This window comes from Acidovorax sp. DMC1, from assembly GCF_056314325.1.
Genome location: NZ_JBQUYO010000007.1, coordinates 46,087 through 70,864 on the forward strand (window position 1 = coordinate 46,087; position 24,778 = coordinate 70,864).

Sequence of the window (24,778 nt, forward strand, 5' to 3'; positions counted from 1 at the left end):
CCGGATTTGGAGAGAGATTCCAGACGCCAAACGCGTCATTGTGCCGCAACCCCGGGGGCAATGGCAGCCCGTGCGGGACGGCATGGTCTGCCGTTCAGTGCCCGCCGCGCCCCACGGGCCGCAGCGGCCAGGTCAGCACCAGCCACAGGGCAGTGAGCGCGGTGGTCACAGCAAACAGGCCCGGAGCGCCCGCCCACTTGACCAGCGCACCACCCAACGCACCGCCCGCAAACAGGCCCAGCGACTGCAGGGTGTTGTAACTGCCCAGCGCGGCGCCGCGCAGGTGGGCGGGCGCCATGCGCGATACCAGGCTGGGCTGGCTGGCCTCCAGCGCATTGAATCCGCAGAAAAAAACGAACAGCAGCGGCCCCAGCACCCACAGCGTGGCCGGCATGCCGCTGGCTGCCAGCAGGCCCAGCCCGGCCTGTACCACCAGCACCAGGGCGATGGCACCGAGCAGGGCGGCGCGCAGGCGGCCCGCGCGCTCCAGCGCAAACAGCCCCCCCATGGCGGCAAATGACAGCACCACGGCGGGCAGGTACACCTGCCAGTGGTGGTCTTTGGTGAGTCCCGCCTGCACCAGCATGGCCGGCACAGCCACCCACATGGACAACTGCACGGTGTGCAGCACAAACACGCCCAGGTTCAGGCGCAGCAGATCGGGGTGGCCCCACACATCGGCCAGGCGGCCCCGGGGGGCGTTTTGGTGCTGCAGCGGCTCGGGCGGCACCCACCACACCACCACCGCCACACCGGCCAGGGCCAGCGCACAGGTCAGGCCAAAGAGGCCCGACAGGCCAATATGGGCGGCCAACACCGGGGCAGCCACCAACGCCACAGCAAACATCAGCCCGATGCTGCCGCCCACCAGGGCCATGGCCTTGGTGCGCACGCTGTCGCGGGTCTGGTCGGCCAGCAGCGCTGTCACAGCAGCCGAGACAGCGCCGGCGCCTTGCAGCGCCCGGCCCACCAGCAGCCCGGTCAAAGAGTCTGCCAGCGCGGCCAGCAAGCTGCCGCCCGCAAAAACGAGCAGACCAAGCACGATCACCCGCTTGCGCCCGAAGCGGTCAGACGCGATGCCCAGCGGCAGCTGCAGGACCGCCTGCGTCAGGCCATAGATGCCCATGGCCAGCCCCACCAGCGCTGGGTCGTCCCCGCCGGGGTACTTGCGCGCCTCCAGGGCAAACACGGGCAGCACCAGGAACAGGCCCAGCATGCGCAGCGCAAAAATGAGCGCCAGGCTGACGCTGGAGCGGCGCTCCAGCGGGGTCATCTGGCTACTGGGGGTGGGTTGCCGGGAGGCGGCGGTGGCTGACAGGGAAGAAGAATCCGGCACGGTGGTGCGCTAAGGCCCGAAGAAGCAAAACCGGGATTTTCGCCGATTGGCTGGTTGGCTGCTCGGAGGCCTTCAAAGCGTGGCCAGCAGGGACGGTGCGCCACCGTGGTGGGTAATGCAGGAGGGCTGCGCGAGAAAGCTTGGGTGTCCTATCATGGTGGGTTTTCCTGCACCGAGCCCGCCCGTGACCCTTCCCCATGTTACCGACGACCGATCCGCCGATGGTGTGTACCTCGCCCGCGCCCTGCGCGAGCAGCGCATCAGTATCCGGGGGGCGCGCACGCACAACCTCAAGAACATCGACCTGGACATCCCGCGCAACCAGCTGGTGGTGATCACGGGGTTGTCGGGCTCGGGCAAGTCTAGTCTGGCGTTCGACACGCTGTACGCCGAGGGGCAGCGGCGGTATGTCGAGAGCCTGTCGGCCTACGCGCGGCAGTTCCTCGGGCGGCTGGACAAACCGGACGTGGACCTGATCGAAGGTCTGTCGCCAGCGATTTCCATCGAGCAGAAGGCGACCAGCCACAACCCCCGTTCCACCGTGGGCACGGTGACCGAGATCCACGACTACCTGCGTCTGCTGTACGCCCGCGCGGGCACGCCGTTCTGCCCCGACCACGGCCTGCCGCTGGCCGCGCAGACCGTGAGCCAGATGGTGGACGCCGTGCTGGCCCTGCCCGAGGACACCAAGCTGATGATCCTCGCGCCCGTGGCGCGTGAGAAGAAGGGCGAGTTCACCGAGCTGTTTGCGCAGATGCAGGCACTGGGCTACATCCGCTTTCGGGTGGACGGGCAGATTTATGAACATGAAGCCCTGCCCCAGCTCAAGAAGACCGAGAAGCACGACATCGACGTGGTTATCGACCGCGTGAAGGTGCGGGCCGACCTGCAACAGCGCCTGGCCGAGAGCATCGAGGCCGCACTGCGCGTGGGTGGCCACGAAGGCAATGGCCGCGTGCTGGCGCTGGAGATGGACACGGGGCAGGAGCACCTGTTCAGCAGCAAGTTCGCCTGCCCGGTGTGCACCTATTCGCTGGCCGAGCTGGAGCCACGCCTGTTCTCGTTCAACTCGCCCATGGGCGCCTGCCCGGCGTGCGACGGCATTGGCCAGCGCGAGGTGTTCGACCCAGTGCGTGTGGTGGCCTTCCCCACGCTCAGTCTAGCCAGCGGTGCCATCAAGGGTTGGGACCGGCGCAACGGCTATTACTTTGCGATGCTGGAGAGCCTGGCCAAGCACTACGCGTTTGACATTGAAGCGCCGTTTGAATCGCTGCCTGCCGCTGTGCAGCACGCCATCCTGCATGGCTCGGGAGAGGAAGAGATTGCCTTCAGCTACATCCTCGACAGCGGCGCGCAGAAGGGCAAAACCGTCACCAAGAAGCACCCCTTCGAGGGCATCATCCCCAACATGGCCCGCCGCTACCGCGAGACCGATTCGGTGGTGGTGCGCGAAGACCTGGCGCGCTTTCGCAGCACCCAGCCCTGCCCAGAATGCCACGGCGTACGCCTGCGCCGCGAGGCCCGCCATGTGAAGGTGGGCGACGCTGAGCAAGCCCGCGCCATCTACGAAGTGAGCCACGCCACGCTGAGCGATGCGCACGCATGGTTCCACGCGCTGAAGCTCACCGGCGCCAAGGCCGAGATTGCCGACAAGGTGGTGCGCGAGATTGCCACGCGGCTGCAGTTCTTGAACGATGTGGGCCTGAGCTACCTGAGCCTGGACCGCAGCGCCGAAACGCTGTCGGGCGGCGAGGCGCAGCGCATCCGCCTGGCGTCGCAAATCGGCTCGGGCCTGACGGGGGTGATGTACGTGCTCGACGAGCCCAGCATCGGCCTGCACCAGCGCGACAACGACCGGCTGATTGCCACCTTGCAGCACCTGCGCGACATTGGCAACAGCGTGATCGTGGTCGAGCACGACGAAGACATGATGCGCGCCGCCGACCACGTGATCGACATGGGCCCCGGTGCGGGTGTGCACGGTGGGCGGGTGATGGCACAGGGCACGTACGACGAAGTGCGTGCCAATGCGCAATCGCTCACGGGCCAGTACCTGTCGGGAACGCGCACGATTGCCGTGCCCCAGCGGCGCACGCCCTGGCTGCCGGTTCTGGACCAGCCTGCGCCGGTTGTCGAGACAAAAGCCAAATCGCGCTTTCCGCAAACCGAAGCCAGCAAGCGCCGTGCCGAACGCATGGCCGAGCACCATGCGCGCCAAGGTGCCGTGCAGGCGCTGCGCGTGGTGGGTGCCACGGGCAACAACCTCAAGGGCGTGACGGTGGACTTCCCCGTGGGCCTGCTAACCTGCGTGACGGGGGTGTCGGGCTCGGGCAAGAGCACACTGGTCAACGACACGCTGTACGCCGCCGTAGCGCGGCAGATTCACCGTGCGCACGAAGAACCGGCCGAGCACGAAGAGATCGTGGGCATCGAGTACTTCGACAAGGTCATCAACGTGGACCAGAGTCCCATTGGCCGCACGCCGCGCAGCAACCCTGCGACTTACACGGGCCTGTTCACCCCCATCCGCGAACTGATGGCCGAGACCAACACCGCCAAGGAACGCGGCTACGGCCCCGGACGCTTCAGCTTCAACGTGTCGCAGTCTTCGGGCGGTGGCCGTTGCGAGGCCTGCCAGGGCGACGGGGTGGTGAAGGTGGAGATGCACTTTCTGCCCGATGTGTACGTGCCCTGCGACATCTGCCACGGCCAGCGCTACAACCGCGAGACGCTGGAAGTGCTGTGGAAGGGCAAGAACATTGCGCAGATTCTGGAGCTGACGGTGGAAGACGCGGCGGCGTACTTCAAAGACGTGCCCACCATCGCGCGCAAGCTGCAGACGCTGCTGGACGTGGGCCTGTCATACATCCGCCTAGGCCAGGCGGCGACCACGCTGTCGGGCGGCGAAGCCCAGCGCGTGAAGCTGGCGCAGGAGCTGAGCAAACGCGACACCGGACGCACGCTCTACATCCTGGACGAGCCCACCACCGGCCTGCACTTTGCGGACATTGATTTGCTGCTCAAGGTGCTGCACCAGCTGCGCGATGCGGGCAACACCATCGTGATCATCGAGCACAACCTCGATGTGATCAAAACGGCCGACTGGCTCATCGACATGGGCCCCGAGGGCGGCGCGGGTGGTGGCACCGTGGTGGGTGTGGGTACCCCAGAAGAGCTGGCTGCCAACCCTGCCAGCCATACAGGACGTTATCTGGCGCCGTATCTGAACAAATCCAAATCGCCCGCCTGAGCGCGCGGGCTGACAGGGCAGGCTCTCAGGGTGCCTTGCTCACAAACGCCACGGTCAGCCCTTTGGCCGTCACAGTGATGGGCCCTGGCTGCAGGCCCAGACCGTCGAACACCGCCGTGTCTTGCGGGCGCAGCTGGTGCAGCGTGACCTCGCGCAGCGACTGCTCGGCCAGCTGTGGGCCGTAGGCATTGAGCAGCTCGTTCACCGCCGGGCGCAGGCCGGGAAACTCCATGCGGCCCAGCTGGATCTGGTGGGCGCGCAACGTGCGGTCGCTGGCCTCGTAGCGCAGCGCAAATTCCACATCCAGGCTGCCTGGGTAGCTGCGCCGCAAAGCCGGGCCAGCCACGTCGAGCGCCATGGCCGCGCCCAGGCGGTTCACCTCGGGCAGCAGGCGCAAGTGCGGCGTCTGCACGGTCAGGTTGAACAGGCCCTGCACCGGCACGCTGCGGGGAAATTTGGGGTCCACCATGGACTGCAGCTGCGCCAGGGGCACGGTGTAGCTGGGCTGGGCCTGTGCGCCACGCGCCACCAGCAGTGCCGCGCCGCCCAGGGCGAGGCCACGAGTGGCGGCGGTCAGAAATCGTCGGCGGTGCAGCATGGGCGTTCTCCGGCAAAAACCGGTGTGACTTCGAGGCAGCGAAAAGGTGCCCCGGCGCAGATTGCGCTCAGCGCCCCACCACCAACCAGCCCGTCCGCTGGTTGTTCTTGTCGTTCTCGTACTCCCACGCGGTGCCGCAGCGGTCGCACACGTAGCGGGTGATGGTGACGGTGCCGTCGTCACGGTCTTCCTTGCGGTTGCCGCGCTGCACCAGCTCGGCGTGGCCCGGCGCCTTGCGCCAATTGCGCTGGATGCCCTGGCAGGGCTCGCACAGGGCCATGGGTTTGAGTTCGTTCTGTCGTGCCAAGTCTTTGGTCATGGGGTAGCAGCCATCGTGGGCTGGGGTGTGGGTTTGTCTGCTGCGGGGCGGCTACTGTAAGGCACCGGCGACGAAAAGGCACTGAGCGGGATCGGCACTGCAACCCCAATGAACCTCCAGGGCTTGTGGATTAATCGCGGTCAGCTATCAAATCAGGAGTGAAAAGTCAGCTGACCACCAACGTCTTGGCCATGCGCGCGTTGTGCAGCACCACGCCGGCACGTTCCACCTGCTGGCGCAGCTCCACCACAAAGCCCTGGGCGGCAAAAAATGGTTCGGCAGTCAGACTCACGTACGCGTGCAGACGGGGGATGTTGCGCTGCTGGGCCTGCGCGTGGATATGCGCCATCAGCGCCCGGGCCACGCCCTGGCCGGAAAACGCTGGAGCCACGAAGAACATGTCGATGCAACCGTCGGCCTGCAGATCGGCAAACCCCGCAATGGGGCCATCGCCCTGCGCTTGTGCGACGAAGGGTTGGTTGGCTCGCATGCGCTCTGCCCAGGTTGCGGCCTCATAGCGCTGTGGTGCCCAGGCATCGAGTTGCTCGGCTCTGTAGTGCTTGCACGCCAGACCATGCACCGAGGCATGGAAAACGGCGCGCAGCGCGGGCTCGTCGCCAGGGCGAAAGTTGCGGATGTGGACAGAGAGCATAGGCGGGTCGCTCACAGAGAACAGGGCGCGCGATTGTGCCGCAAGACCATTGCGCAGCAGCTTGCTCTGGTCGGCATCCCCTTGCTTCATGCTGCGGACGATCGCGCAGAAACACCAACGCCCGGCACCGCGAAAGGCGATGCCGGGCGTTGGCCAGACCGGGGTGGGAACCGCGCGCTTACTTGTCGAGTTCGGCGGTGAGCATGTCCCAGCTGGGGTAGGAGCTTTCGTCCAGGGTGATGGCACCCTTGCCTGCGACAAACTTGAAAGCCGTAGTGCCGGTGCGGGCGAATTCCAGGGTCTTGAGTTTGCACACCGCCGCCTTGGAGGGGGCATCGTTGCAGTAGCGCGGAGCGTTGTCCACGATGGTGCCGGCTGCGTAGCGCACCTGGCGCAGGTGGTCCACGGTCTGGAAGCTTTCCTGCTTCACTTCCATCTTCACATTGCAGCCGCAAGACTGCTTGAGGGTGCTGGCGGCAGACTGCAGGGCAGGCGTTACCTCTGCCGCAAAAAAGTCGCGCTCGGCCTTGCCGGCATGGGCCAGCGAGGCCACGGCGAGGCTCAGGGATGCAATCACCAGCGTGTGTTTTCTCATAGTGTTCTTTCAATGGACGGTTTGGAGAACCTGTTCTCGCAACGGCGGCCACCAGCCCCTCCCTGGCCGGTACCCGCGCTCGACCCGATGGTTCAAGCGCTGCGGATTGTGCCGCGCAGAGGCCCTGCATTCGTCGCGTTGCGCCTTACAAAACGTGCATTTTTGTAAGCGTTCATGTCACGCTCTTTGTCCATTTTTTGGCGCTGTGCCGCCCCAAAGCGCATCAGGGCGACGACGGCGCGCATCGTCCGCATATTGGCTCCGGCGGCGCCTTAATTACCCGTCTCGGTCAGACCGCGCAGCCGCAGGTGCGTTGCTTCGTCTGCCGCCACCGGCAACTGGTGCTTGGCCTGCAGATAGTGGTGCGTGAACACGTCCAGGTACGCCTCCAGCGCCTGTGCGGCTTGCAGTTCGCCCGCCAGCTCCAGGCACAGCGCGCCGACCTCGGAGGTGCAGAAGTGGTCCATGCGCGTGGACCGGCGCAGGTGGTAGCGCGAGAGCTGCTCGGGCTGCAGGCTCAGCACGGGCAGGTGGTTGAGGTAGGGGCTCTTGCGGAACATCTTGCGCGCCTCGGGCCAGGTGGCGTCGAGCAGCACGAACAGCGGGCGCTTGCCCTCTGCCGTGGCCACCTGCGTGACCACGCGCTCGGGCGCCACGAACTCGCCGGGGAACACCACATACGGCTGCCATTGCGGGTCGGCTAGCAGTGCCAGCAGGTCGGGGTGCACCTCGGTGCGCGCCCAGCCAAAGGCATAGGTGTCGGCCACCACATCGGCAATCAGCCAGCCGGTGTTGCTGGGCTTGAGGGGTTCGATGTCCGCCATCAACAGGCACATGCCCGCGCGCGTGGGTAGCTGGGGGCGCAGCGCACAGATGCAGTGGCTGGGCACCAGGCGGCAGCCCGCGCAGCGCTCGCCCTTGGGGCCGCCCCGCGCCAAAAAGGGTTTGGCACTGCGGGCCAGGCGCTCGGCGCGCAGGCGGGCTACCGCATGGGGGGCTGGGGGCGTGGAGTGGTTCACTGGCCGCCCGCCTGCTCCAGCGCAAACAGCGGCACCTCCGCCTTGCGGCTGAGCCACACGCCGCCGCCCAGCTCGATGGCGCCCTCTTGCAGCCCGCGCCGGTAGAGGTCGGCTCGGTGCCGGAACACGCGGTTGTCGGTGATGTCTTCGTCGATGATGTCCCGCTCGTAGTCCTCGCGCGAGACCGCTTCGATGTACAGCGCGCCCCAGCTCAGGCGGCCCAGGTTGTGCAGGGCGGCCTTCAGGTCGGGCGGGCTCAGGTAGGGCAGCACCCCCTGGCAGATCACAAAGTCGAACGGCTCGCTTGCCACATAGTCCACCACCGAGCCTTGCTGCCAGCCAAAGCGCTCGCACAGGTAGGGGCTGAACTCCACGCCCTGGTAACTGGCGGCGGGAAAGTGCTGCGCCATGATGTCCCTCCACAGCCCGATGCCGCAGCCCACGTCGAGCACGCGGCGCACCGGTACACGCAGGTATTTGAGGTAGCTGCATACAAAGGTGCCCAGGCGCTCCATGTGCTGCGGGTCCACCACGCTGGTTTTCTTGTCGAAATAGAAGCGCTGGTAGTAGGCCTCGTCGAAGGTGGTGGCATTGGCGGATTTCAATGGACGGTCCTTGTGGCGGAGAAAGCAGCAAAGCGCCAGAGTATCTCGCACCCGGCCGGGTGTCTGGCGTGGGCGTGACGGCGGCTACGGCGGGCGTGTAGTCTGTGGCCCATGGATTCGCTGATCTCCGCATCTGCCCGCGCCCTGGCCGCCGGGGACCCGCTGGGCGCCCTCAAGCGAGTGGCCCTGCGCGACGACCCGCCCGCCCTGGCCTTGCGCGGCATTGCCATGGCGCAGCTGGGCGAACACCCCCGTGCGCGCGACCTGCTGCGGCAGGCTGCGCGCGCCTTTGGCACCCACGAAGCCCAGGCGCGCGCCCGATGCGTGGTGGCTGAGGCCGAGGTGGCGCTGGCCATGCGCGACCTCGGCGGGTCACCCCGCCCGCTGCTGGAGGCCGCCAATACGCTGCAAGACCACGGCGACACCGCCAACGCCACCCAAGCGCGGCTGATTGCGGCGCGACGGCTGCTGCGCATCGGCCGCCTGGACGAAGCTGCAGCGGCCATGAATGCCCTGGCGGCCGCCCCCGCAGCGGGCAAACTGCCCCCCGCCCTGCGGGCAATGGCCGACCTCACCCTGGCCGAACTGGCACTGCGCTCGCTGCACATTGCCGCCGCCCGCGCTGCCCTGGGCCGCGCGCATGAGGCCGCTTTGCAAGCCCGCGTGCCGGCCCTGCTGGCCGAGGTGGCGCAGGCGCGCGCCATGCTGGACCAGCCCGCAGCGCGCCGCGTGGAGGCCGGTGTGGACCAACCGCTGCGTCTGTCAGAGGTGGCCGACCTGCTGGCGTCTGGCGCGCTGGTGGTGGATGCGTGCCGGCGCTGCGTGGGGGTGGGCGCGGCCCCATCTGCCCCAGACGCCGCTGCCGTGTGGCAACCCCTGGCACGCCGACCCATTCTGTTTGCCCTCGCCCGCGCGCTGGCGCAGGCCTGGCCCGGGGATGCAGAGCGTGAGGCTTTGATTGCCCAGGCCTTCCGTACCCGCCACCCGGACGACACCCACCGCGCGCGGCTGCGGGTGGAGGTGGGGCGCCTGCGCGCGCTCCTGCGGCCGCTGGCGCGCATCGAGGCCACGGCGCGCGGCTTTGTGCTGCAGCCCCTGGACGCACGGCCGGTGGTGGTGCTGGCGCCGCCCATCGATGGCGAGCAGGCGGCGCTGCTGGCTCTGCTGTCGGACGGTGCGGCCTGGTCCACCTCGGCGCTCGCGCTGGCCACGGATGCCAGCCAGCGCACCGTGCAGCGCGCGTTGGCCGAGCTGGAAGCACAAGGCCGTGTGCGCTCCATCGGCCGCGCGCGTGCGCAGCGCTGGCTGGCGCCGCCGCTGTCCGGATTCACGACGATCTTGTTACTCCCTGCTGCGCTGCCGATTGCATAAAGTGGACGCCAAGCCCCCACCGGGCCACCCCAAAGGAGCCAACCATGACCGCATGCACCCACAGCGAACCGACACCCGCCACCCTCCGCCACCACCCTTCACAACCCGCCGAGATCGTGCGCGAATACGGCCCCTTTGCGGGCGCGGACAGCGTGCACGGCGTCACCCATGACGGCCAGCATGTCTGGGCGGCCACGGGGGCGCACCTGGTGGCCTTCGATGCCGCAACGGGCGAGACCCAGCGCACGCTGGCGGTGGCCAGCGATGCCGGCACTGCGTTTGACGGCAGGCACCTGTACCAGATCACCGAGGCGCGCATCGACAAGATCGACCCCGCCACCGGCCAGGTGGTGGCCTCCATCCCCGCCCCTGGCAACGGCAACGACTCGGGCCTCACCTGGGCCGAAGGCAGCCTGTGGGTGGGCCAGTACCGCGACCGCAAGATCCACCAGATCGACCCCGCCACGGGCGCCATTCGGCGCACCATCGAGTCCGACCGCTTCGTGACCGGCGTGACCTGGGTGGACGGCGAAATGTGGCACGGCACCTGGGAGGGTGACGAGAGCACGTTGCGCCACATCGACCCCGCCACCGGCGCCGTGCTGCAGCAGCTCGACATGCCTCCAGGCGTGGGCGTGAGCGGCCTCGAATCGGACGGTGCCGACCTCTTCTACTGCGGGGGCGGCGGCAGCGGCAAGGTCCGCGCTGTGCGCCGGCCCAAGGCGGCCCGCCCCTGAGCCCCTGACACCTTCAGCCCTTGAGCGACGCGGCGCCCCGCCGCAACCACCACCCCTTGCCACCACAGGCCCTGCGCGCATCACGCGATGTCGCAGGCCGGGGACAGGTGCGCCTGCCAGCGCCTCCCTCCCCATGCAATTCTTCGTCCCGCAACGTCATCCATCACCCACCAGGAGCACCCCCATGAACGCACCCACTTCCCACCCCGTGGTTTCTGCCGACGAATGGCTGGCTCAGCGCCATGCGCTGCTGGCCCGCGAAAAGGCCCTGACCCGCCTGCATGACGAGGTCGCCGCGCAGCGCCGCGCACTGCCCTGGACCCGCGTGGACAAGCGCTACACGCTGGACACGCTGCAGGGTCCGCGCGCCTTGGCCGACCTCTTCGATGGCAGCAGCCAGCTGCTGGTGCAGCACTTCATGTTTGGCCCGGGGTGGGAGCAGGGCTGCCCCAGCTGCTCCTTCATGGCCGACCACATGGGCGGCATGGAGCTGCACCTGCAGCACCGCGATGTATCGGTGCTCGCCGTCTCGCGCGCGCCGCTGGCCGAGATCGAGCGTTTTCGCCAGCGCATGGGCTGGCAGTTCCGCTGGGCGTCGTCGCATGGCAGCGACTTCAACCACGACTTTGCCGTGAGCTTCACGCCCGAGCAGCGCGCACGCGGCCACGGCGAGGTGTTCTACAACTACGGCATGCAGCCGTTCCCCGCCGATGAGGCGCCGGGCATCAGCGTGTTTGTGCGCAGTGACGCGGGTGAGGTGTTCCACGCCTACTCCACCTTCGGGCGCGGCGTGGAGGCCATGATGGGCACCTACCAGCTGCTGGACCTCGCGCCCCGAGGCCGCCACGAGACCAACCCCGCCTACCCCATGGACTGGGTGCGCCACCACGACCGGTATGCACCTTCCCTGCCAGCGGCTGGGTCTGCGGCGGCACCAGCTGCACAGGCGCCACAGCCTTCACCGGGCCACACGGCGCCGGGCGGGTGCTGCTCCACACGGAGCTGAACCACACACGGTTGAGACCGCGACCATGGACGCCACCCTCTGGTCCTGGCTGGCCATCGCTGCCATGGGCGCACTGCACGGGCTCAACCCCCTCACGGGCTGGGGGCTGGCCACCGCCTGCAGCCTGCACGCCAACGACCGTAGCATGCCGCTGCGCGCACTGCTGCCCATGGCCTGCGGGCACCTGGCCGCCGTGGCATTGGCGGCGGCTGCGGCGGTGTGGGGGCTATCGTTGTCGCCATCCGCGCTGCTGGCGGTAGCGGGCGGCATGGCTGGGGTGGTGGTGCTCACTCGCGCGCATTGGCCGGCGGCGGTGTGGCATCGCCTGCGCAAGCCCGCCGGGCCCATGGGCATGGCAGTCTGGTCCTTTGGGGTGGCCACGGTGCACGGTGCCGGGCTGGCGCTGATGCCTGCGCTGGCCCCGCTGTGCGGGGGTGATGGCGCAGCAGGTGGGGCGGCTCCAGCGGGTGGCGGGCTCTCCACCCCCTTGTTGCTGGCGCTGGCCGCGCTGGGTGTTCACATCCTGGCCATGCTGGCCGTCACCGGGGCCATGGCCGCTGCGGCCTGCCAAGCGGTGCAGGCCACCCAGCGCTGTCTTGTGCGCCACCGGGGTGGCAGCGGCGGCCCTGTCCGCTGATCAGGCCTTGGCCGGGCGGTGCAGGGCGCAGATCTTGTTGCCGTCCGGGTCGCGCAGGTACGCCAGGTACAGCTTGCCGCCGGGGCCTTCGCGCCAGCCGGGTGGGTCTTCGCAGGTAACGCCGCCGTTGGCTACGCCGGCGGCATGAAAGGCGTCGGCCTGTTCGGGCGACTGCATGGCAAAACCGATGGTGCCGCCGTTGGCAAAGGTGGCGGGTTCGCCGTTGATGGGAGTGGTGATGCCAAAGGTACCGGTGGGGCCGCGATAGAAATAGCGGTTCTTGTTGGCCACCCCGGGCGGTACACCCAGCGTGCCCAGCAGCGCGTCATAAAACTTCTTGGACCGCTCCAGGTCGTTCACACCGACCATCACATGACTGAACATTCATCGTCTCCTGTAAGCCCCTCAAGGGGCGGGTTGTGGCCAACGGTTGGCGGTGGCATGTTAGCGGGTGGCTATCGCCGTCACAGGGGCGTGCCACAAGCCCCTGTGCGGCACTCTGGCTGGGGCGCCTTTTGGCGGCAGCCTCTGTGGCCCCCGGGCGTCCACACAGGCTGCATGGAAGCCGTTTTGAGGCAAAAATGCGCCATAGCGCTAGTACAACATGCCTGAATAGCTATCTAATTTATAGCAAACATCCTCAGCGCCAATAGCTTCCGCGCTCCATCTCATACCCCTCGTATCGCCCTTTGAACAAGCCATCACACCCCATGCTGCCCACTGCCTCCCCGCCCCACTTCACCCCGGTGCCCCTCGACAAGGCCTACCGCCTGCTCAACCACGGCCCCGTCGTGCTGGTGTCGGCCACCCATGCAGGCCAGCACAACGTCATGGCCGCATCGTGGGCCTGCGCACTGGACTTTGCGCCGCCCAAGGTCACCGTGGTGCTCGACAAGGCGACGCGCACGCGCGAGCTGGTGGAGGCCAGCGGGTTGTTTGCCCTGCAGCTGCCCACCGTGCCGCAGGCCGCGCTCACCGTCGCCCTGGGCACCGACACCGCCAAGACCACGCCCGACAAGCTGCAGCGCCATGGCGTGGAGTTGTTTGAAGCACCGGGCCAACCCGCGCAGACCATGCCCCCGCTGGTGCAAGGCTGCGCCGCCTGGCTGCTGTGCCGCGTGGTCCCCGAGCCCCACAACCAGCAGGCCTACGACCTCTTCATTGGCGAAGTGGTGGCCGCCTGGGCCGACGAACGTGTGTTCCGCAACGGGCACTGGGAGTTCGACACCGCGCCGGATGACTTGCGCACGCTGCACTACGTCGCGGGTGGACAGTTTTATGCGACGGGGGCGTCGGTGCGGGTGTGAGGTCCGGCGTCCTCTGCTTGTTCCAGGCCCGGCCGGGTACCCGGCAACCCGTGGGGTCGGCGCAGAACGGTGCCTGTCTGCAGAAGCGTACGTCGTGCCCAGGCCGGACACTGGTTCGGGTAAATTGCTTCAATGCCCCACCCCTCCCCAGCCACAACCGCCGCCGCTAGCGCAGCGGCACCTGCCTCCCTCATCGACTCCCGCCAGGCCGCGTGGCGCCTGCTAACCACGCTGGGTTTAGTGGTGCTGGGCAACAGCAGCATGTATGTGGTGTCGGTGGTGCTGCCCGCCGTGCAGGCCGAGTTTGGCGTGGGCCGTGCGGATGCGTCGCTGCCCTACACGCTGATGATGGTGTGCCTGGGGCTGGGCGGCATCTGGACCGGGCGCATGGCCGACCGGCATGGGCTGATGCCGGTGCTGTGCGTGGGCGCGGTGGCTGTGTGTGGCGGGTTTGTGTGGGCTGGGCTGTCGGGCAGCATCTGGGGGTTTGGGCTGGCGCACGGACTGATGGGGCTGATTGGCAGCTCGGCCACGTTTGCGCCGCTGATGGCCGACACCGCGCTGTGGTGGAACAAGCGGCGCGGCATTGCGGTGGCGATCTGCGCCAGCGGCAACTACATTGCGGGCGCGCTGTGGCCGCCCATCGTGCAGCACGGCATCGAGCTGATCGGCTGGCGCCACACCTATGTGCTGTTGGGCCTGGTGTGTGGCGTGGGCATGCTGCTGCTGGCGCTGCGCATGCGCCAGCGCGCGCCGGTGGCGCAGATGGATGCAGCCCCTGCACCGGCCGCATCGGCGCAAGGTGCGGCAGCCGGTATGGCGCCTGCAGCGCTGTCGTTCGACCGCAGCCGCCCGTTTGGCCTGCGCCCGTTGCATGCGCAGCTGCTGCTGTGTGTGGCGGGTGTGGCCTGCTGCGTGGCCATGGCGATGCCACAGGTGCACATCGTCGCCTATTGCACCGACCTGGGTTTTGGCGCGGCGCGCGGGGCCGAGATGCTGTCGCTGATGCTGGCGTGCGGCATCGTCAGCCGCCTGGTGTCGGGCGTGATCTGCGACCGCATTGGCGGCGTGCGCACGCTGCTGCTGGGCTCGGCGTTGCAGGGCGTGGGGCTGGCGCTGTTTTTGCCATTTGACGGGCTGGTGCCGCTGTATGTGATCTCGGCGATGTTCGGGCTGTTTCAGGGCGGCATCGTGCCCGCCTACGCCATCATCATCCGCGAGTACTTTGCCCCGCAGGAGGCCGGTGCCCGCGTGGGCGCAGTGATCATGGCCACGCTGATCGGTATGGCGCTGGGGGGCTGGATGTCGGGCTGGATCTTCGACCTGACGGGCAGCTACCGCGCGGCGTTTTTGAACGGCATGGCGTGGAATCTGCTGAACTTGTCGATCGTGGGCTGGCTGTTCTGGCGCGTGCGGCAACAGCGCGTTGCGCCAGCGCGGCCGGAGCACAGCCTGGGGTAAGCCGGGCTGGCGCTGCCAGCAGGCACCATCGGCGGTTCAGGCCGCCTGCAGATACCGCCCCGCTAGTTCCTTCTGCGCGGCAGCGTCCACGCCCAGCACGTCCACCAGATACGCCTGCAGCCCGCCAAAGTCGTTGTCCACCATGTGCAGGGCGGCGTCCAGAAACTCCTCTTGCACGCGCCACAGCACGCGCAGCACTTCCTCTGGTGCGTGGCTGCCCATGCCGTGTGGGCGCTGGTACAGCGCGTTGGTGAGCAGGTAGTCGTGCATCACCACGTCGCGCGGCACGCCCAGCGTCAGCAGGATGAGGGCGGCGGCAAAGCCGGTGCGGTCCTTGCCCGCCGTGCAATGGAACACGGTGGGCGCGTCGCTGGCCAGCAGCAGGCGGAACAGCTCGGCAAAACGCGGAGCGTTGTCGTGCACAAAGCCCCGGTAGGTGTCCTGCATCAGGCCCACGGCGTCTTGGGCGGTGAGCTGGCGGCCGGTGCTTTGCAGCTCCAGCGCGCGCTGTACCACCGTGGGCTCGATGTGCAGCGGGTGGTAGGCCACGCCGGGCAGCGCGTAGGCATACGCGGCGCTTTCGGCCTGGCCCCGAAAGTCCACCGCGCGGGCCACACCCAGGTCGGCCAGCAGGGCCTGGTCTTCGGGTGTGAGGCCTGCCAGGTGGTCGGAGCGGAAGATGCGGCGCCACTTCACCGAGCGGCCGCCGTGGCCGGTGTAGCCGCCCAGGTCGCGGAAGTTGGTGGCGCCGCGCAGGGGCAGGGATCGGGAAGGAGCAGAAGAGGACATGGTCAAAAGGCTCAAGCACAGGGCGTTGCCGCAAGACTAGCCCAGATGCGCCCGCCCGGTTGTCGCATGGGGGCTATCCAGCGCACCGGCACGCCGTGTGCGGGATCTGGTTTGCCCCCTTCGCTGCGCCAGGGTTACTTGCCCTGCACGTAGGCGTTACGCGCGGTCAACGCCAGGTCGGGGTAGTTGGCAAACATGCCGTCCATGCCCATGTCCAGGTACTTGCGGAACTCTGCGGCGGCAGGAGCGGCATCGGCCTGTGCAAAGGTCCAGCCGTGCACCTTCAGGCCTGCGGCGTGGGCCTGGTCGATGAAGGACTTCGTGACCGGGTAGGTGGTGTTGTTGATGAGCACGCCCACCCCCTCGGTGAAGGCAGCCACATCCTTGAGCGCGAGTGCCTGCACGCCGGTGGTGCCCGTGACCCCCATGCGCGCGGTGCCGTCCGCTGCGGTGGTGGCCACCCCCAGCAGGATCAGCGGCATCTTGTTGTTCTGCGCGACTTGCTTGGTGCGCAGGCTGCGCAGTGTGGCATCACTGAACGACTGGATGAAGACCTTGCTCGTGGCGTTGTAGCCGTTGGCGGCCAGGGTCTTCAAGATGCCGTCTTCCATGGCGGGGTCGGCCTGCTTGGCCTCGGGGTAGATGCCCACTTCGCGGCCTGCGGTGCTGCTTTGCTTCTTGGCCAGGTCCACCACTTCCTGGAAGGTGGGTACGGCGAACGCATTGGCCGAGCTGGGCGTGAAGCCCGGATAGCTTGCCTTGCCCGTGCCGGTGGGCACCACGGTCAGTGTCTTGATTTCGGCGAGGGTGAAGTCCGACACCTTGTAGCCGCCGTTGCGCTGCGCGAACAGCGTGGCCACGTTGGTGGTGCGGTTCAGGGTGTCGTCGTGGATGGCGACCAGCGCGCCGTCTTTGGTGATCTGCAGGTCGGGTTCGATGAAGTCGGCCCCCATGCGGATGGCCAGCTCGTAGCCGCCCAGTGTGTGTTCGGGCAGATAGCCGCTGGCGCCACGGTGCGCGATGACCTGGGGTTGTGCAGGCGCATCGTCACTACCGCCACACCCGGCAAGCACCAGGGCAGACAGGCAGACGGCGGCGAAGGAGGACAAGGCTTTCATGGCAGCGGTTCCGTTTCTGAAAAGAGGCCGACTCTAGGGCGGCGCCATTGCAGCGGCGTGACATGGTGGCGCGGATATGCGCAGGACAGAAACGCAGGAGACACCGGGGCGACAGTGAACCCTGCGATACAAGAACCCATGCCGCATGCAAGCGCGGGTTCAGGCGTCTGGTTACGCCTTTGTCCGATGGGCAGCGAACCGTCAAGGCGGGAGCGAGGTCACCGCGCCATCCACCGGCAGCTCTTGCATGCCCTTGGGACAGGGCTGGTCGGTGTAGGTAGTGCGGCCGTCTTTCACACACTTGCGCGGTTGCGGCGCAGCGGGCGTTGAGGCTCCGTTGCGCGCGGGCTGCGCCTGGGCGGGCCGCTTGTCAGGCGGCAGGGTGTCGGGGCCCGGGCGGGTGATCTTTTTCCACATCTGTGCGGACCACGGCCCTGCCTGCGGCAGCCAGGCATCGCGCGTCCACCACGCAGCGGCGGCGGTAGCCACCACCACGATCGCAATGGCGGTGAGGACGGTGCGTTCAGTGCGGCTACGCATGCTGATGCGGTGAGAGTGCCTGCTAAGGTCCGTCAGCGTGTGCGCTCGCGCGTCACGTTCACGTCGATGTCACCAAACACGGTCACGCCGCTGGCACCCTGGGGCTGCTGCTGGCTGGCCGGGTCGCTGGAGCGCGCGGAGCCTGTGGTGGTGCAACCCCCCAGCGCAGCTGCAACCGCGATGGCCACCAGCGCGCTGCGGCAGACGCTGCCCGCCATCGACGCGGTAGGTGCCCTGTTCAGCGGCTTCATCATTCGCCGCCCAGGTGGTTGCCCAGAATGCCGGCCAGTTCGAACATGCCTGCGCTGTCCTTGCCGAACACGGCGCGCAGCTTGTCGTCGGCGACGATGGTGCGCTTGTCCTTGGGGTCCTGCAGGTTGTGGGCCTTGATGTATTCCCACATCTTCTTGACGGCCTCGGGGCGGGCCACGGGCTCGTTGCCGATCACGGCGGCCAGGGCGGCGCTGGGCGCCTTGCCTGCGGCGGCCTTGCGCGGGGCTTTGGCGGCAGCGGTTTTGGTTGCGGCCTTCTTTGCAGGGGGCTTTTTGGCGGTAGCGCTAGTGGCTTTTGCCTTGGCTGCTATTGTTTTTGCAGCGGCTCCTGGGCGGGGTGGGAACTTGCTGGGGGCAAATTCAAAGTTGACCTTGCCTGCCTCCTTGTCCCACGCCAGGTGGGCCTTGAAGTTGCGGCGCGTGCGCATGCTCACGAACTTGTCGAGCAGGTCGGTCTTGCCGGTCTCCAGCAGCTTGTGCATCTGCTCGCGCTCCACGGGCTGCTGCAGGATGATCTTGCCGCTCTTGAAGGTGCAGCTGGGCGTGGGCTGCGCGGCAGTAGGCACGGCCTTGCTGCACACATAGTTGCTGCCGTGCTCGTGCACTTCCGATCCGCAGATGGGGCAGGCACCCAGCGAGGCGTCTTCAAACTCCACCAGCTCGCCGGATTCCTCGGCGTTCTTGTCGTCGCCAAAGTCGAATTCGAGCTTGTAGTTGTGCGCCTCGTCGTCGTACTTGATGACGATCTCAGAGGTGAACGGCCAGCCCGCCTTGGAGCGGAAGCCCTCCAGTGGGCCGATCTTTTTGTCGCGCAGCAGCTGTTCGGCCTCGGCCGTTTCAAACGTGCGGCCGGCGGGCGACTTGCCAAAGCTGAAGCCACAACCTTCTGCGCCCGGCTTGCCCACGCAGGCATACCTGCGGTAGTTTTCCTTCACCACGCCACCGCAGTTGGGGCAAGGGGATTCGAGCGTGGCGTAGTCGCCGGGGATGGTGTCGCGGTCGTATTCCTTGGCCTTCTTCACCATGCGCTCGGTCATGGCGGCAATCTCTTGCATGAAGGCTTCGCGGCTGAGCTGGCCCTTCTCCATCTGCGAGAGCTTGTACTCCCACTCGCCCGTGAGTTCGGCACGGCAGAGTTCTTCCACCTCCAGACCGCGCAGCAGCGTCATGAGCTGGAAGGCCTTGGCCGTGGGGATGATTTCGCGGCCCTCGCGCAGCATGTACTTTTCGGTCAGCAGGCCTTCGATGATCGCCGCACGCGTGGCAGGGGTGCCCAGGCCTTTTTCCTGCATGGCTTCGCGCAGTTCGTCGTCGTCGATCTGCTTGCCCGCGCTTTCCATGGCGCCCAGCAGCGTGGCTTCGGAGTAGCGGGCGGGGGGCTTGGTCTTGAGGCTCTTGGGGTCGGCAGCCAGGGTGTTGACGCTCTCGCCGGGCTTCACCGGCACCAGGTTCTGGCCCTTGTCGCCGTCCTTGCCGCCTTCCACTTCGTCGGCGGCTTCCTTGCCGTAGATGGCCAACCAGCCCGGCTTGACCAGCACCTTGCCTTCGGTCTTGAAGCTGTGCGGGGCCACGGTGCTGATGCGCGTGGTCACCGTGTATTCAGCGCTGGGGAAGAACACCGCCATGAAGCGGCGCACGACCAGGTCGTACAGCTTTTGCTCGGCTTCGCTCAGGCCGCTCGGTGCCTGCAGCGTGGGGATGATGGCAAAGTGATCGCTCACCTTGCTGTTGTCAAAGATGCGCTTGGACGGGCGGATGTAGTTGTTGTTCAGCGCCGTGAGCGCGTGGGGCGCCAGGTGGCGCATACCGCTGTCGGCCAGCATCTCAAACGTCTGCTTGGCCACGGGCAGATAGTCTTCCGGCAGCGCGCGCGAGTCGGTACGCGGGTAGGTCAGGGCCTTGTGACGCTCGTACAGGCTTTGCGCCAGGGCCAGCGTGGTCTTGGCCGAGAAGCCGAACTTGCCGTTGGCCTCGCGCTGCAGGCTGGTCAGGTCGAACAGCAGGGGCGACGCCTGGGTGGTGGGCTTGCTCTCTTCGGTGACTGTGGCCTGCTTGCCGCGCACGGCGTTGGCAATGGCCGTGGCCTCGGCGGCGGACCACACACGGTCCGCGCGCATTTCCACATCCTCGCCCTTCTTCCACTTGGGGTCGAACCACTTGGCGGGGTACTCGCCGGCTTCCGCGCCAAAGGTGGCGTGGATTTCCCAATAGTCGCGGCTGATGAACTTGCGGATCTTTTCCTCGCGCTCCACCACCAGCGACAGCGTGGGCGTCTGCACCCGGCCCACGGTGGTCAGGAAGAACCCACCATCGCGCGAGTTGAACGCCGTCATGGCCCGCGTGCCATTGATGCCCACCAGCCAGTCGGCCTCGGAGCGGCTGCGGGCCGCGCTGGCCAGGCCCGCCATCTGCTGCTCGGTGCGCAGCGCATCAAAGCCGTCGCGGATGGCCTGGGGCGTCATGGACTGCAGCCACAGGCGCTTGACCGGTTTGCCCAGAGGCTTGGCGCCACCGGCGTACTGTTCGATCAGGCGGAAGATCAGCTCTCCCTCGCGGCCCGCGTCGCAGGCGTTGATGAGCTGTGTCACGTCCTTGCGCTTGGCCTGCTTGACCACCGCGTTCAGGCGGCTCTTGGTCTTGTCCACGGGCTTCAGGTCAAAGTACGGCGGGATCACAGGCAGGTGCGCAAAGCTCCACTTGCCGCGTTTCACATCGAATTGCTCGGGGGCCTGGATCTCCACCAGGTGGCCCACGGCGCTGGTGACGACATAGCGGTCGTTCTCGAAGTGGTCTTCGTGCTTCTCGAACTTGCCCGCCACGGGGGTCAGTGCGCGCACGATGTCTTGCGCCACCGAGGGTTTTTCTGCAATTACCAGGGTCTTGGTCATTTTTTGGTTTCTCGCCAGTCTGGCTGTCCGGCATCCGGCCGGTCGCTTCTACAATCCGTTGCCTCACGCGTACACGCGCACGCGCATGTGTGCATATTCAAGTTAACAGAGTTTTTGCCATGCCCCGCACCGCACCGCCTGCAACCCCGACCCCTGCGCAGGGGCGTCGCATCCAGACCCGGCGCTCGGGCGTGCACGGCAAGGGCGTTTTTGCCGTGCAGGATATTGCAGAGGGCGAGGTCCTTGTCGAATACACGGGTGAAGTGATCGGCTGGCAGGAAGCGCAGGACCGGCACCCGCACGACCCTTTGCAGCCCAACCACACGTTCTACTTCCATGTGGATGAAGACCATGTGATCGATGCAAAGTTCGGCGGCAATTCGTCGCGCTGGATCAACCACAGCTGCAACCCCAACTGCTACGCCGACGAGCGCGACGGCCGCATTTTCATCACCGCGCTGCGCAACATCAAGGCGGGCGAAGAGCTGAACTACGACTACGGCCTGATCATCGAAGAGCGCTATACCCCCAAGCTCAAGGCCGAGTACCCCTGCTGGTGCGGCAGCCCCAACTGCCGGGGCACGCTGCTGGCGCCCAAGCGCGGCTGGGCACCGCCGGTGCCGCTGCCACCGTCCAAGCCGTTTTCTACCAAGGTCAAGAAGGCCGCCAAGGCTCCCCAGAAGGCCAAGCCGCGAGGCCGCAGCCAGTGAGCGCCACCTCTCCGATCCGCTGGCCCGCCGAAGCCATCTGGGAGGCGGTATCCCCGCTGCTGCCGGGCTTTACGGTGGAGGTGCTGCCCACCATCGACTCCACCAACACCGAGCTGATGCGCCGTGCGCGCAACGGCCAGTGCGAGCCCACCCTGCTGGTGGCTGAGCAGCAGACCGCAGGGCGTGGGCGGCTGGGGCGGGTATGGCAAAGCGATGTGGGGGCTTCTCTGATGATGTCCTTGGGCTTGCCGCTGGCACCCAAGGATTGGTCGGGCCTGTCGCTCGCCGTGGGAGTGAGCGTGGCCGAGAGCCTGCAGCCCGTGCTGCCGCCGCTGGGCGCGAACCAGCCCGCTCGCGTGGGGCTCAAGTGGCCCAACGACCTCTGGCTGGGCGGTGCGGCGGGCGACCGCAAGCTGGGCGGCATTCTGGTGGAGACCGCGAGTTTTGTGGCGCCCCAGGCCGCCCAGGCCGTAGCCCCGCAGACGAACACCAGCACCGCGCGCTATGTGGTGGTGGGCATCGGCATCAACGTGCTGCCCCGCAGCCCCGAGGGCATGAGCATGCCCCCCGGCAGCCTGCAGGAGGTGGAGCCGGGCCTGGACGCGCCCACCGCGCTGCTGCGCATCGTGCCGCCGCTGGTGGCCATGCTGCAGTCGTTTGCGGGCTATGGCTTTGCGCCCATGCAGCCCCGCTTTGCGGCGCGCGATGTGCTGCAGGGCCGCGCCGTGACGCTGAGCGACGGCCACACGGGCACCGCGCATGGCGTGGGTGATGACGGGGCGCTGCTGGTGCACACGGCGGGTGGCATGCAGGCCATCACCAGTTCCGAAATCAGCGTGCGGCCGACAGCGGTGCCACCGGTGTGAGCCCGCTTTTCCTTCCGATGCGAGTGTTCTTGAAAGGCCGCGCCCCATGCTCCGTCTTGCCGTGATCGTGCTGCTCCTGGCCAACGCGGGCTATTACGCGTGGTCACAGGGCCTGCTGCGCCCGTTGGGCTACGCGCCGCAGGAGCAGTCGGAACCCCAGCGCATGAACCAGCAGATCCGGCCCGAAACGCTGCAGATCCTGAAGGTCAACCCCAGCAAGACCTCCTCCGCTGCGCCTCCCGGTTCCACGTCCACCCCCGCTTCCCCCTCCCAGGCCACCGCCGCCAACGACTCCCCCGCCCCCCCCACCACACCGGCCGCCTCGCCCCCCGCAGACTCTGCGGAGTGCCTGCAGGCTGGCGTGTTTGACGACCGCCAGGCCGAAGCGCTGCGCACGGCGGCCGCCGGGTTGCCCGCCGGCAGCTGGACGCTGGAGCCCACGCCCATCCCAGGCCGCTGGATGGTCTACATGGGGCGGTTTGACGACATCGAAACTCTGGACCGCAAACGCGCCGAGCTGCGCGCCCGCAAGGTGGACCACGACCGCGCCGGAGGCACGCTCGAGCTGGGCCTGTCGCTGGGCCGCTTTGCCTCCAAGGAGGCGGCCGAGCGCGAGCTGACCAACCTGGGCACCAAGGGCGTGCGCACCGCCCGCGTGATTCAGGAGCGTGCCGAAGCCCCCGGCTTCACGCTGCGCCTGCCCGCCGTGAACGACGCCTTGCGTGCCCAGCTGGATGTGCTGCGCACGGCCATGGCGGGCAAGACGCTGCGTGCCTGCGGCTGACCCCCTTTTGCACATTGCCACCATGAATGAAGAGCCAACGTCCATCCAGTGCGGCGAGCACGGCGATGCCGCACCCACCTTCGTGTGCGGCCACCTGTGCCGTCACCCGGTGCAGCGCTGGTTTTGCGATGCACCCTCGCCAGACACCCCCTACCCGGACGCATGGTGCGCCAGCTGCAACGCCGAGCTGATGCGGCAGGGGGGTGAGTGGACCGAGCACAACACGCAATGCCTGGACCTTCAGATCCTGTGCCACCACTGCTACCAGGACGCCATGGCGCGCAGTGTGGAGGCGCTGGACGGCGACACCCAAGCCGCCTGGATCGAGGCGGTGACGCAGGGCCACCACGCGCTGCGGGACAAGCAGCGCGCGCTGGAGCAGGACTACGGCATCGCCAGCTTTGAGCGCTGGGACTACGACCAGTCCGCCGGCACTTTGACCTTTTCGGCCGGTGGCGTGCCCCGGGTGGTGGCCGACATCGAGTTCATCGGATCGGTGTCGGAGGTCAGTGGCACCTGGTTGTGGGCCTGGGCCAATTTCCACAACGAAGCCCCGGTGGTGTCGCGCATCGCGGCCGTGCGGGAGTGGGGCGAAGCCCAGGGCTTTCTGCACCTCACGGTGCCGCTGTGGAAGGGCGATGCCGTCGATGGCTGGGAGCTGTCGGGCGTGGCCGCGCAGGTGCTGGGCGCCCAGGGGGTGTACCGCGTGCCGATGGAGCGGGGCTTTTTGTACATGGCCCTGATGTCGGTGCAACGCGTGGCGTGAGCACGATTGCTGCGCCCACCCGGGTGCAGCGCTATGGCAACGGGATGGCGCGCGTCTCGCCCTGCCGCAGGAGCCAGACGCGGTCCAGCGGCAGGCCCCGCTGCGCCAGTGCGGCGGCCAGGTCGCGCGGTGGGTGGTCGAAGGCCTCCTGTGTCAGCATGAACGTGCCCCAGTGCACGCCCATGGCCTGCCTGGCCTCCACATCCAGCATCAGCTGCACGGCGTCTTCCGGGTTCACGTGCATGGGCTTCATGAAGTCGCGGGGCAGGTAGGCGCCGATGGGCAGGGCCAGAAAGTCCACCGGCCCCAGGCGCTGGCGGATGGCCTTGAAGTCTTCGCTGTAGCCCGTATCGCCCGGGAACAGAAAGCGCCAGGGCGCCGCCGCCTGCGGGCGCGCCCATTCCAGCAGGTACCCGCCCCACAGCGAGGCATTGGTATCCCACGGGGTGCGGCGGCTCCAGTGCTGCGACGGTGTGAACACCACGCGCACGCCGGGGGCGATGTCGGCGTGCTCCCACCAGTTCAGTGGGGTGACGGGGCCCATGCCCCGCTGGGTGAACCAGTCGGCCAGCCCCAGTGGCACCACAAAGCGGGGTGACTGGCCCGCGTCGCGCAGCCGGCGCAGGGTGCCGTAGCACAAGTGGTCGTAGTGGTTGTGCGAGATCAGCACCACATCGATGGGCGGCAGGTCCTCGGGCGCCAGGGGCGCGGGCACACGGCGCGGGGCGCCGAAGCGGCCTAGGGGGCCCGCAAAATCGCACAGCGTGGGGTCGATCAGCACGTTGAGACCCGCCACCTGCAGCAGCATGGAGACATGGCCCAGCCAGGTGATCACGGGCGCCTGCTGGCGCTGCGCCAGGCGCGCAGGGTCCACGGGCTGCGTCCACTGCCGGGCAAATGCCGCGTAGCCGCCCGCCGGTTCGCTGCGCGGCTTGAAATCGCCGCGCAGCGAGCGCCAGACCATTTCGTACCAGGGGAAGTTGCCGATCACCACGTCAGGGTGCGTGTTGGCAAAGCGGCGGGGCGGTGAGGTCATGGGGGGCTGCGTCCGTGCAAAAAGATCGGGCCAAGCTATGAGGCCGCATGATGCCGGATGCCCGGTGCTGTGGCGGGTTGCCGGCGCATCAACCCTGCGGCGTGCCGGCCTTGTCT

25 protein-coding genes are annotated in these 24,778 nt (G+C 67.6%); 11 read left to right on the forward strand and 14 right to left on the reverse strand.

What is annotated here, in order from left to right; translation table 11 throughout:
* Positions 1 to 94 precede the first annotated feature (94 nt).
* Entirely contained in the window at positions 95 to 1,273 is a 1,179-nt protein-coding gene (locus ACT531_RS15065; protein ID WP_476018070.1) for an MFS transporter, read from the reverse strand.
* A 217-nt stretch (positions 1,274 to 1,490) separates the two neighbouring features.
* Here ACT531_RS15065 and uvrA point away from each other — a divergent pair, with 217 nt between their 5' ends.
* On the forward strand, positions 1,491 to 4,586 hold the full coding sequence (gene uvrA / locus ACT531_RS15070; protein WP_476017924.1) for an excinuclease ABC subunit UvrA: 3,096 nt from the start codon (positions 1,491 to 1,493) through the stop codon (positions 4,584 to 4,586).
* Positions 4,587 to 4,611: 25 nt separating this feature from the next.
* Here the strand turns inward: uvrA and ACT531_RS15075 are convergent, their stop codons facing one another.
* The 6 genes from ACT531_RS15075 to ACT531_RS15100 form a co-directional block, all read right to left on the reverse strand.
* Positions 4,612 to 5,184, reverse strand: a complete 573-nt coding sequence (locus tag ACT531_RS15075) for a DUF1439 domain-containing protein (RefSeq protein WP_476017925.1) — start codon at positions 5,182 to 5,184, stop codon at positions 4,612 to 4,614.
* A gap of 67 nt (positions 5,185 to 5,251) precedes the next feature.
* Positions 5,252 to 5,503, reverse strand: coding sequence for a hypothetical protein (locus ACT531_RS15080; protein WP_476017926.1), 252 nt, complete (start codon positions 5,501 to 5,503; stop codon positions 5,252 to 5,254).
* A gap of 166 nt (positions 5,504 to 5,669) precedes the next feature.
* Positions 5,670 to 6,155 carry a GNAT family N-acetyltransferase gene (locus tag ACT531_RS15085; RefSeq protein WP_476017927.1) on the reverse strand — a complete coding sequence of 162 codons (486 nt, stop codon included), beginning with the start codon at positions 6,153 to 6,155 and terminating at the stop codon, positions 5,670 to 5,672.
* Positions 6,156 to 6,333: 178 nt separating this feature from the next.
* Positions 6,334 to 6,750 (reverse strand): hypothetical protein, encoded by a 417-nt coding sequence (locus tag ACT531_RS15090; RefSeq protein WP_476017928.1) that lies wholly within the window; start codon positions 6,748 to 6,750, stop codon positions 6,334 to 6,336.
* Between the two features lie 272 nt (positions 6,751 to 7,022).
* Positions 7,023 to 7,769, reverse strand: coding sequence for a tRNA-uridine aminocarboxypropyltransferase (locus ACT531_RS15095; protein ID WP_476017929.1), 747 nt, complete (start codon positions 7,767 to 7,769; stop codon positions 7,023 to 7,025).
* Positions 7,766 to 8,374 (reverse strand): class I SAM-dependent methyltransferase, encoded by a 609-nt coding sequence (locus ACT531_RS15100; protein WP_476017930.1) that lies wholly within the window; start codon positions 8,372 to 8,374, stop codon positions 7,766 to 7,768. The genes ACT531_RS15095 and ACT531_RS15100 overlap by 4 nt, the downstream gene beginning before the upstream one ends.
* 111 nt (positions 8,375 to 8,485) lie before the next feature.
* Between ACT531_RS15100 and ACT531_RS15105 the strand changes: the two genes are divergently transcribed.
* The 4 genes from ACT531_RS15105 (at position 8,486) to ACT531_RS15120 (ending at position 12,125) form a co-directional block, all read left to right on the forward strand.
* On the forward strand, positions 8,486 to 9,745 hold the full coding sequence (locus tag ACT531_RS15105) for a helix-turn-helix domain-containing protein (RefSeq protein WP_476017931.1): 1,260 nt from the start codon (positions 8,486 to 8,488) through the stop codon (positions 9,743 to 9,745).
* Positions 9,746 to 9,789: 44 nt separating this feature from the next.
* Positions 9,790 to 10,482: a Vgb family protein gene (locus tag ACT531_RS15110; protein WP_476017932.1), complete on the forward strand. Its 693-nt coding sequence runs from the start codon at positions 9,790 to 9,792 to the stop codon at positions 10,480 to 10,482.
* A 184-nt stretch (positions 10,483 to 10,666) separates the two neighbouring features.
* The gene (locus tag ACT531_RS15115) at positions 10,667 to 11,488 is read left to right on the forward strand and encodes a DUF899 domain-containing protein (protein ID WP_309827969.1); all 822 of its coding nucleotides are present in this window, start codon (positions 10,667 to 10,669) and stop codon (positions 11,486 to 11,488) included.
* Between the two features lie 25 nt (positions 11,489 to 11,513).
* Positions 11,514 to 12,125 carry a hypothetical protein gene (locus tag ACT531_RS15120; RefSeq protein WP_309827971.1) on the forward strand — a complete coding sequence of 204 codons (612 nt, stop codon included), beginning with the start codon at positions 11,514 to 11,516 and terminating at the stop codon, positions 12,123 to 12,125.
* Here ACT531_RS15120 and ACT531_RS15125 read toward each other — a convergent pair whose 3' ends face one another.
* On the reverse strand, positions 12,126 to 12,509 hold the full coding sequence (locus ACT531_RS15125) for a VOC family protein (RefSeq protein WP_015016318.1): 384 nt from the start codon (positions 12,507 to 12,509) through the stop codon (positions 12,126 to 12,128). It abuts the gene before it with no gap.
* A gap of 326 nt (positions 12,510 to 12,835) precedes the next feature.
* Here ACT531_RS15125 and ACT531_RS15130 point away from each other — a divergent pair, with 326 nt between their 5' ends.
* Both ACT531_RS15130 and ACT531_RS15135 read left to right on the forward strand, forming a co-directional pair.
* Positions 12,836 to 13,432, forward strand: a complete 597-nt coding sequence (locus ACT531_RS15130) for a flavin reductase family protein (RefSeq protein WP_476017933.1) — start codon at positions 12,836 to 12,838, stop codon at positions 13,430 to 13,432.
* Positions 13,433 to 13,564: 132 nt separating this feature from the next.
* Complete coding sequence (locus tag ACT531_RS15135) at positions 13,565 to 14,893, forward strand: MFS transporter (protein ID WP_476017934.1); 1,329 nt, start codon at positions 13,565 to 13,567, stop codon at positions 14,891 to 14,893.
* Positions 14,894 to 14,929: 36 nt separating this feature from the next.
* On the opposite strand, the gene ACT531_RS15140 is transcribed toward ACT531_RS15135, so the two are convergent.
* The 5 genes from ACT531_RS15140 to ACT531_RS15160 form a co-directional block, all read right to left on the reverse strand.
* Positions 14,930 to 15,682: a tyrosine-protein phosphatase gene (locus ACT531_RS15140; protein WP_476017935.1), complete on the reverse strand. Its 753-nt coding sequence runs from the start codon at positions 15,680 to 15,682 to the stop codon at positions 14,930 to 14,932.
* A 134-nt stretch (positions 15,683 to 15,816) separates the two neighbouring features.
* Positions 15,817 to 16,800: a glycerophosphodiester phosphodiesterase family protein gene (locus ACT531_RS15145; protein ID WP_476017936.1), complete on the reverse strand. Its 984-nt coding sequence runs from the start codon at positions 16,798 to 16,800 to the stop codon at positions 15,817 to 15,819.
* Positions 16,801 to 17,001: 201 nt separating this feature from the next.
* Entirely contained in the window at positions 17,002 to 17,340 is a 339-nt protein-coding gene (locus ACT531_RS15150) for a DUF4124 domain-containing protein (RefSeq protein ID WP_476017937.1), read from the reverse strand.
* A 32-nt stretch (positions 17,341 to 17,372) separates the two neighbouring features.
* The gene (locus ACT531_RS15155; protein WP_476017938.1) at positions 17,373 to 17,594 is read right to left on the reverse strand and encodes a hypothetical protein; all 222 of its coding nucleotides are present in this window, start codon (positions 17,592 to 17,594) and stop codon (positions 17,373 to 17,375) included.
* Positions 17,591 to 20,500, reverse strand: coding sequence for a DNA topoisomerase III (locus tag ACT531_RS15160; RefSeq protein ID WP_476017939.1), 2,910 nt, complete (start codon positions 20,498 to 20,500; stop codon positions 17,591 to 17,593). Before ACT531_RS15160 ends, ACT531_RS15155 begins: the two co-directional genes overlap by 4 nt.
* A gap of 119 nt (positions 20,501 to 20,619) precedes the next feature.
* Between ACT531_RS15160 and ACT531_RS15165 the strand changes: the two genes are divergently transcribed.
* Genes ACT531_RS15165 through ACT531_RS15180 form a run of 4 tightly spaced genes read left to right on the forward strand, consistent with a single transcriptional unit; the run spans position 20,620 to position 23,626 of the window.
* Positions 20,620 to 21,210, forward strand: coding sequence for an SET domain-containing protein (locus tag ACT531_RS15165; protein WP_060984134.1), 591 nt, complete (start codon positions 20,620 to 20,622; stop codon positions 21,208 to 21,210).
* Positions 21,207 to 22,076, forward strand: a complete 870-nt coding sequence (locus ACT531_RS15170) for a biotin--[acetyl-CoA-carboxylase] ligase (protein ID WP_476017940.1) — start codon at positions 21,207 to 21,209, stop codon at positions 22,074 to 22,076. Before ACT531_RS15165 ends, ACT531_RS15170 begins: the two co-directional genes overlap by 4 nt.
* A 46-nt stretch (positions 22,077 to 22,122) precedes the next feature.
* Positions 22,123 to 22,860, forward strand: a complete 738-nt coding sequence (locus ACT531_RS15175; RefSeq protein WP_476017941.1) for an SPOR domain-containing protein — start codon at positions 22,123 to 22,125, stop codon at positions 22,858 to 22,860.
* Between the two features lie 22 nt (positions 22,861 to 22,882).
* A complete protein-coding gene (locus ACT531_RS15180) occupies positions 22,883 to 23,626 on the forward strand; it encodes a DUF6882 domain-containing protein (protein ID WP_476017942.1) in 744 nt (247 codons plus the stop codon).
* Positions 23,627 to 23,657: 31 nt separating this feature from the next.
* On the opposite strand, the gene ACT531_RS15185 is transcribed toward ACT531_RS15180, so the two are convergent.
* A complete protein-coding gene (locus ACT531_RS15185) occupies positions 23,658 to 24,662 on the reverse strand; it encodes an MBL fold metallo-hydrolase (RefSeq protein WP_476017943.1) in 1,005 nt (334 codons plus the stop codon).
* Between the last annotated feature and the right edge of the window lie 116 nt (positions 24,663 to 24,778).

Excerpts from the sequence above, each read along its gene's own strand:
- ACT531_RS15065 (WP_476018070.1), bottom strand. The coding sequence starts at position 1,273 with ATGACCCCGCTGGAGCGCCGCTCCAGCGTCAGCCTGGCGCTCATTTTT.
- uvrA (WP_476017924.1), top strand. The coding sequence starts at position 1,491 with ATGGTGGGTTTTCCTGCACCGAGCCCGCCCGTGACCCTTCCCCATGTT.
- ACT531_RS15075 (WP_476017925.1), bottom strand. The coding sequence starts at position 5,184 with ATGCTGCACCGCCGACGATTTCTGACCGCCGCCACTCGTGGCCTCGCC.
- ACT531_RS15080 (WP_476017926.1), bottom strand. The coding sequence starts at position 5,503 with ATGACCAAAGACTTGGCACGACAGAACGAACTCAAACCCATGGCCCTG.
- ACT531_RS15085 (WP_476017927.1), bottom strand. The coding sequence starts at position 6,155 with ATGCTCTCTGTCCACATCCGCAACTTTCGCCCTGGCGACGAGCCCGCG.
- ACT531_RS15090 (WP_476017928.1), bottom strand. The coding sequence starts at position 6,750 with ATGAGAAAACACACGCTGGTGATTGCATCCCTGAGCCTCGCCGTGGCC.
- ACT531_RS15105 (WP_476017931.1), top strand. The coding sequence starts at position 8,486 with ATGGATTCGCTGATCTCCGCATCTGCCCGCGCCCTGGCCGCCGGGGAC.
- ACT531_RS15110 (WP_476017932.1), top strand. The coding sequence starts at position 9,790 with ATGACCGCATGCACCCACAGCGAACCGACACCCGCCACCCTCCGCCAC.
- ACT531_RS15115 (WP_309827969.1), top strand. The coding sequence starts at position 10,667 with ATGAACGCACCCACTTCCCACCCCGTGGTTTCTGCCGACGAATGGCTG.
- ACT531_RS15120 (WP_309827971.1), top strand. The coding sequence starts at position 11,514 with ATGGACGCCACCCTCTGGTCCTGGCTGGCCATCGCTGCCATGGGCGCA.
- ACT531_RS15125 (WP_015016318.1), bottom strand. The coding sequence starts at position 12,509 with ATGTTCAGTCATGTGATGGTCGGTGTGAACGACCTGGAGCGGTCCAAG.
- ACT531_RS15130 (WP_476017933.1), top strand. The coding sequence starts at position 12,836 with ATGCTGCCCACTGCCTCCCCGCCCCACTTCACCCCGGTGCCCCTCGAC.
- ACT531_RS15135 (WP_476017934.1), top strand. The coding sequence starts at position 13,565 with ATGCCCCACCCCTCCCCAGCCACAACCGCCGCCGCTAGCGCAGCGGCA.
- ACT531_RS15140 (WP_476017935.1), bottom strand. The coding sequence starts at position 15,682 with ATGTCCTCTTCTGCTCCTTCCCGATCCCTGCCCCTGCGCGGCGCCACC.
- ACT531_RS15145 (WP_476017936.1), bottom strand. The coding sequence starts at position 16,800 with ATGAAAGCCTTGTCCTCCTTCGCCGCCGTCTGCCTGTCTGCCCTGGTG.
- ACT531_RS15150 (WP_476017937.1), bottom strand. The coding sequence starts at position 17,340 with ATGCGTAGCCGCACTGAACGCACCGTCCTCACCGCCATTGCGATCGTG.
- ACT531_RS15155 (WP_476017938.1), bottom strand. The coding sequence starts at position 17,594 with ATGATGAAGCCGCTGAACAGGGCACCTACCGCGTCGATGGCGGGCAGC.
- ACT531_RS15160 (WP_476017939.1), bottom strand. The coding sequence starts at position 20,500 with ATGACCAAGACCCTGGTAATTGCAGAAAAACCCTCGGTGGCGCAAGAC.
- ACT531_RS15165 (WP_060984134.1), top strand. The coding sequence starts at position 20,620 with ATGCCCCGCACCGCACCGCCTGCAACCCCGACCCCTGCGCAGGGGCGT.
- ACT531_RS15175 (WP_476017941.1), top strand. The coding sequence starts at position 22,123 with ATGCTCCGTCTTGCCGTGATCGTGCTGCTCCTGGCCAACGCGGGCTAT.
- ACT531_RS15180 (WP_476017942.1), top strand. The coding sequence starts at position 22,883 with ATGAATGAAGAGCCAACGTCCATCCAGTGCGGCGAGCACGGCGATGCC.
- ACT531_RS15185 (WP_476017943.1), bottom strand. The coding sequence starts at position 24,662 with ATGACCTCACCGCCCCGCCGCTTTGCCAACACGCACCCTGACGTGGTG.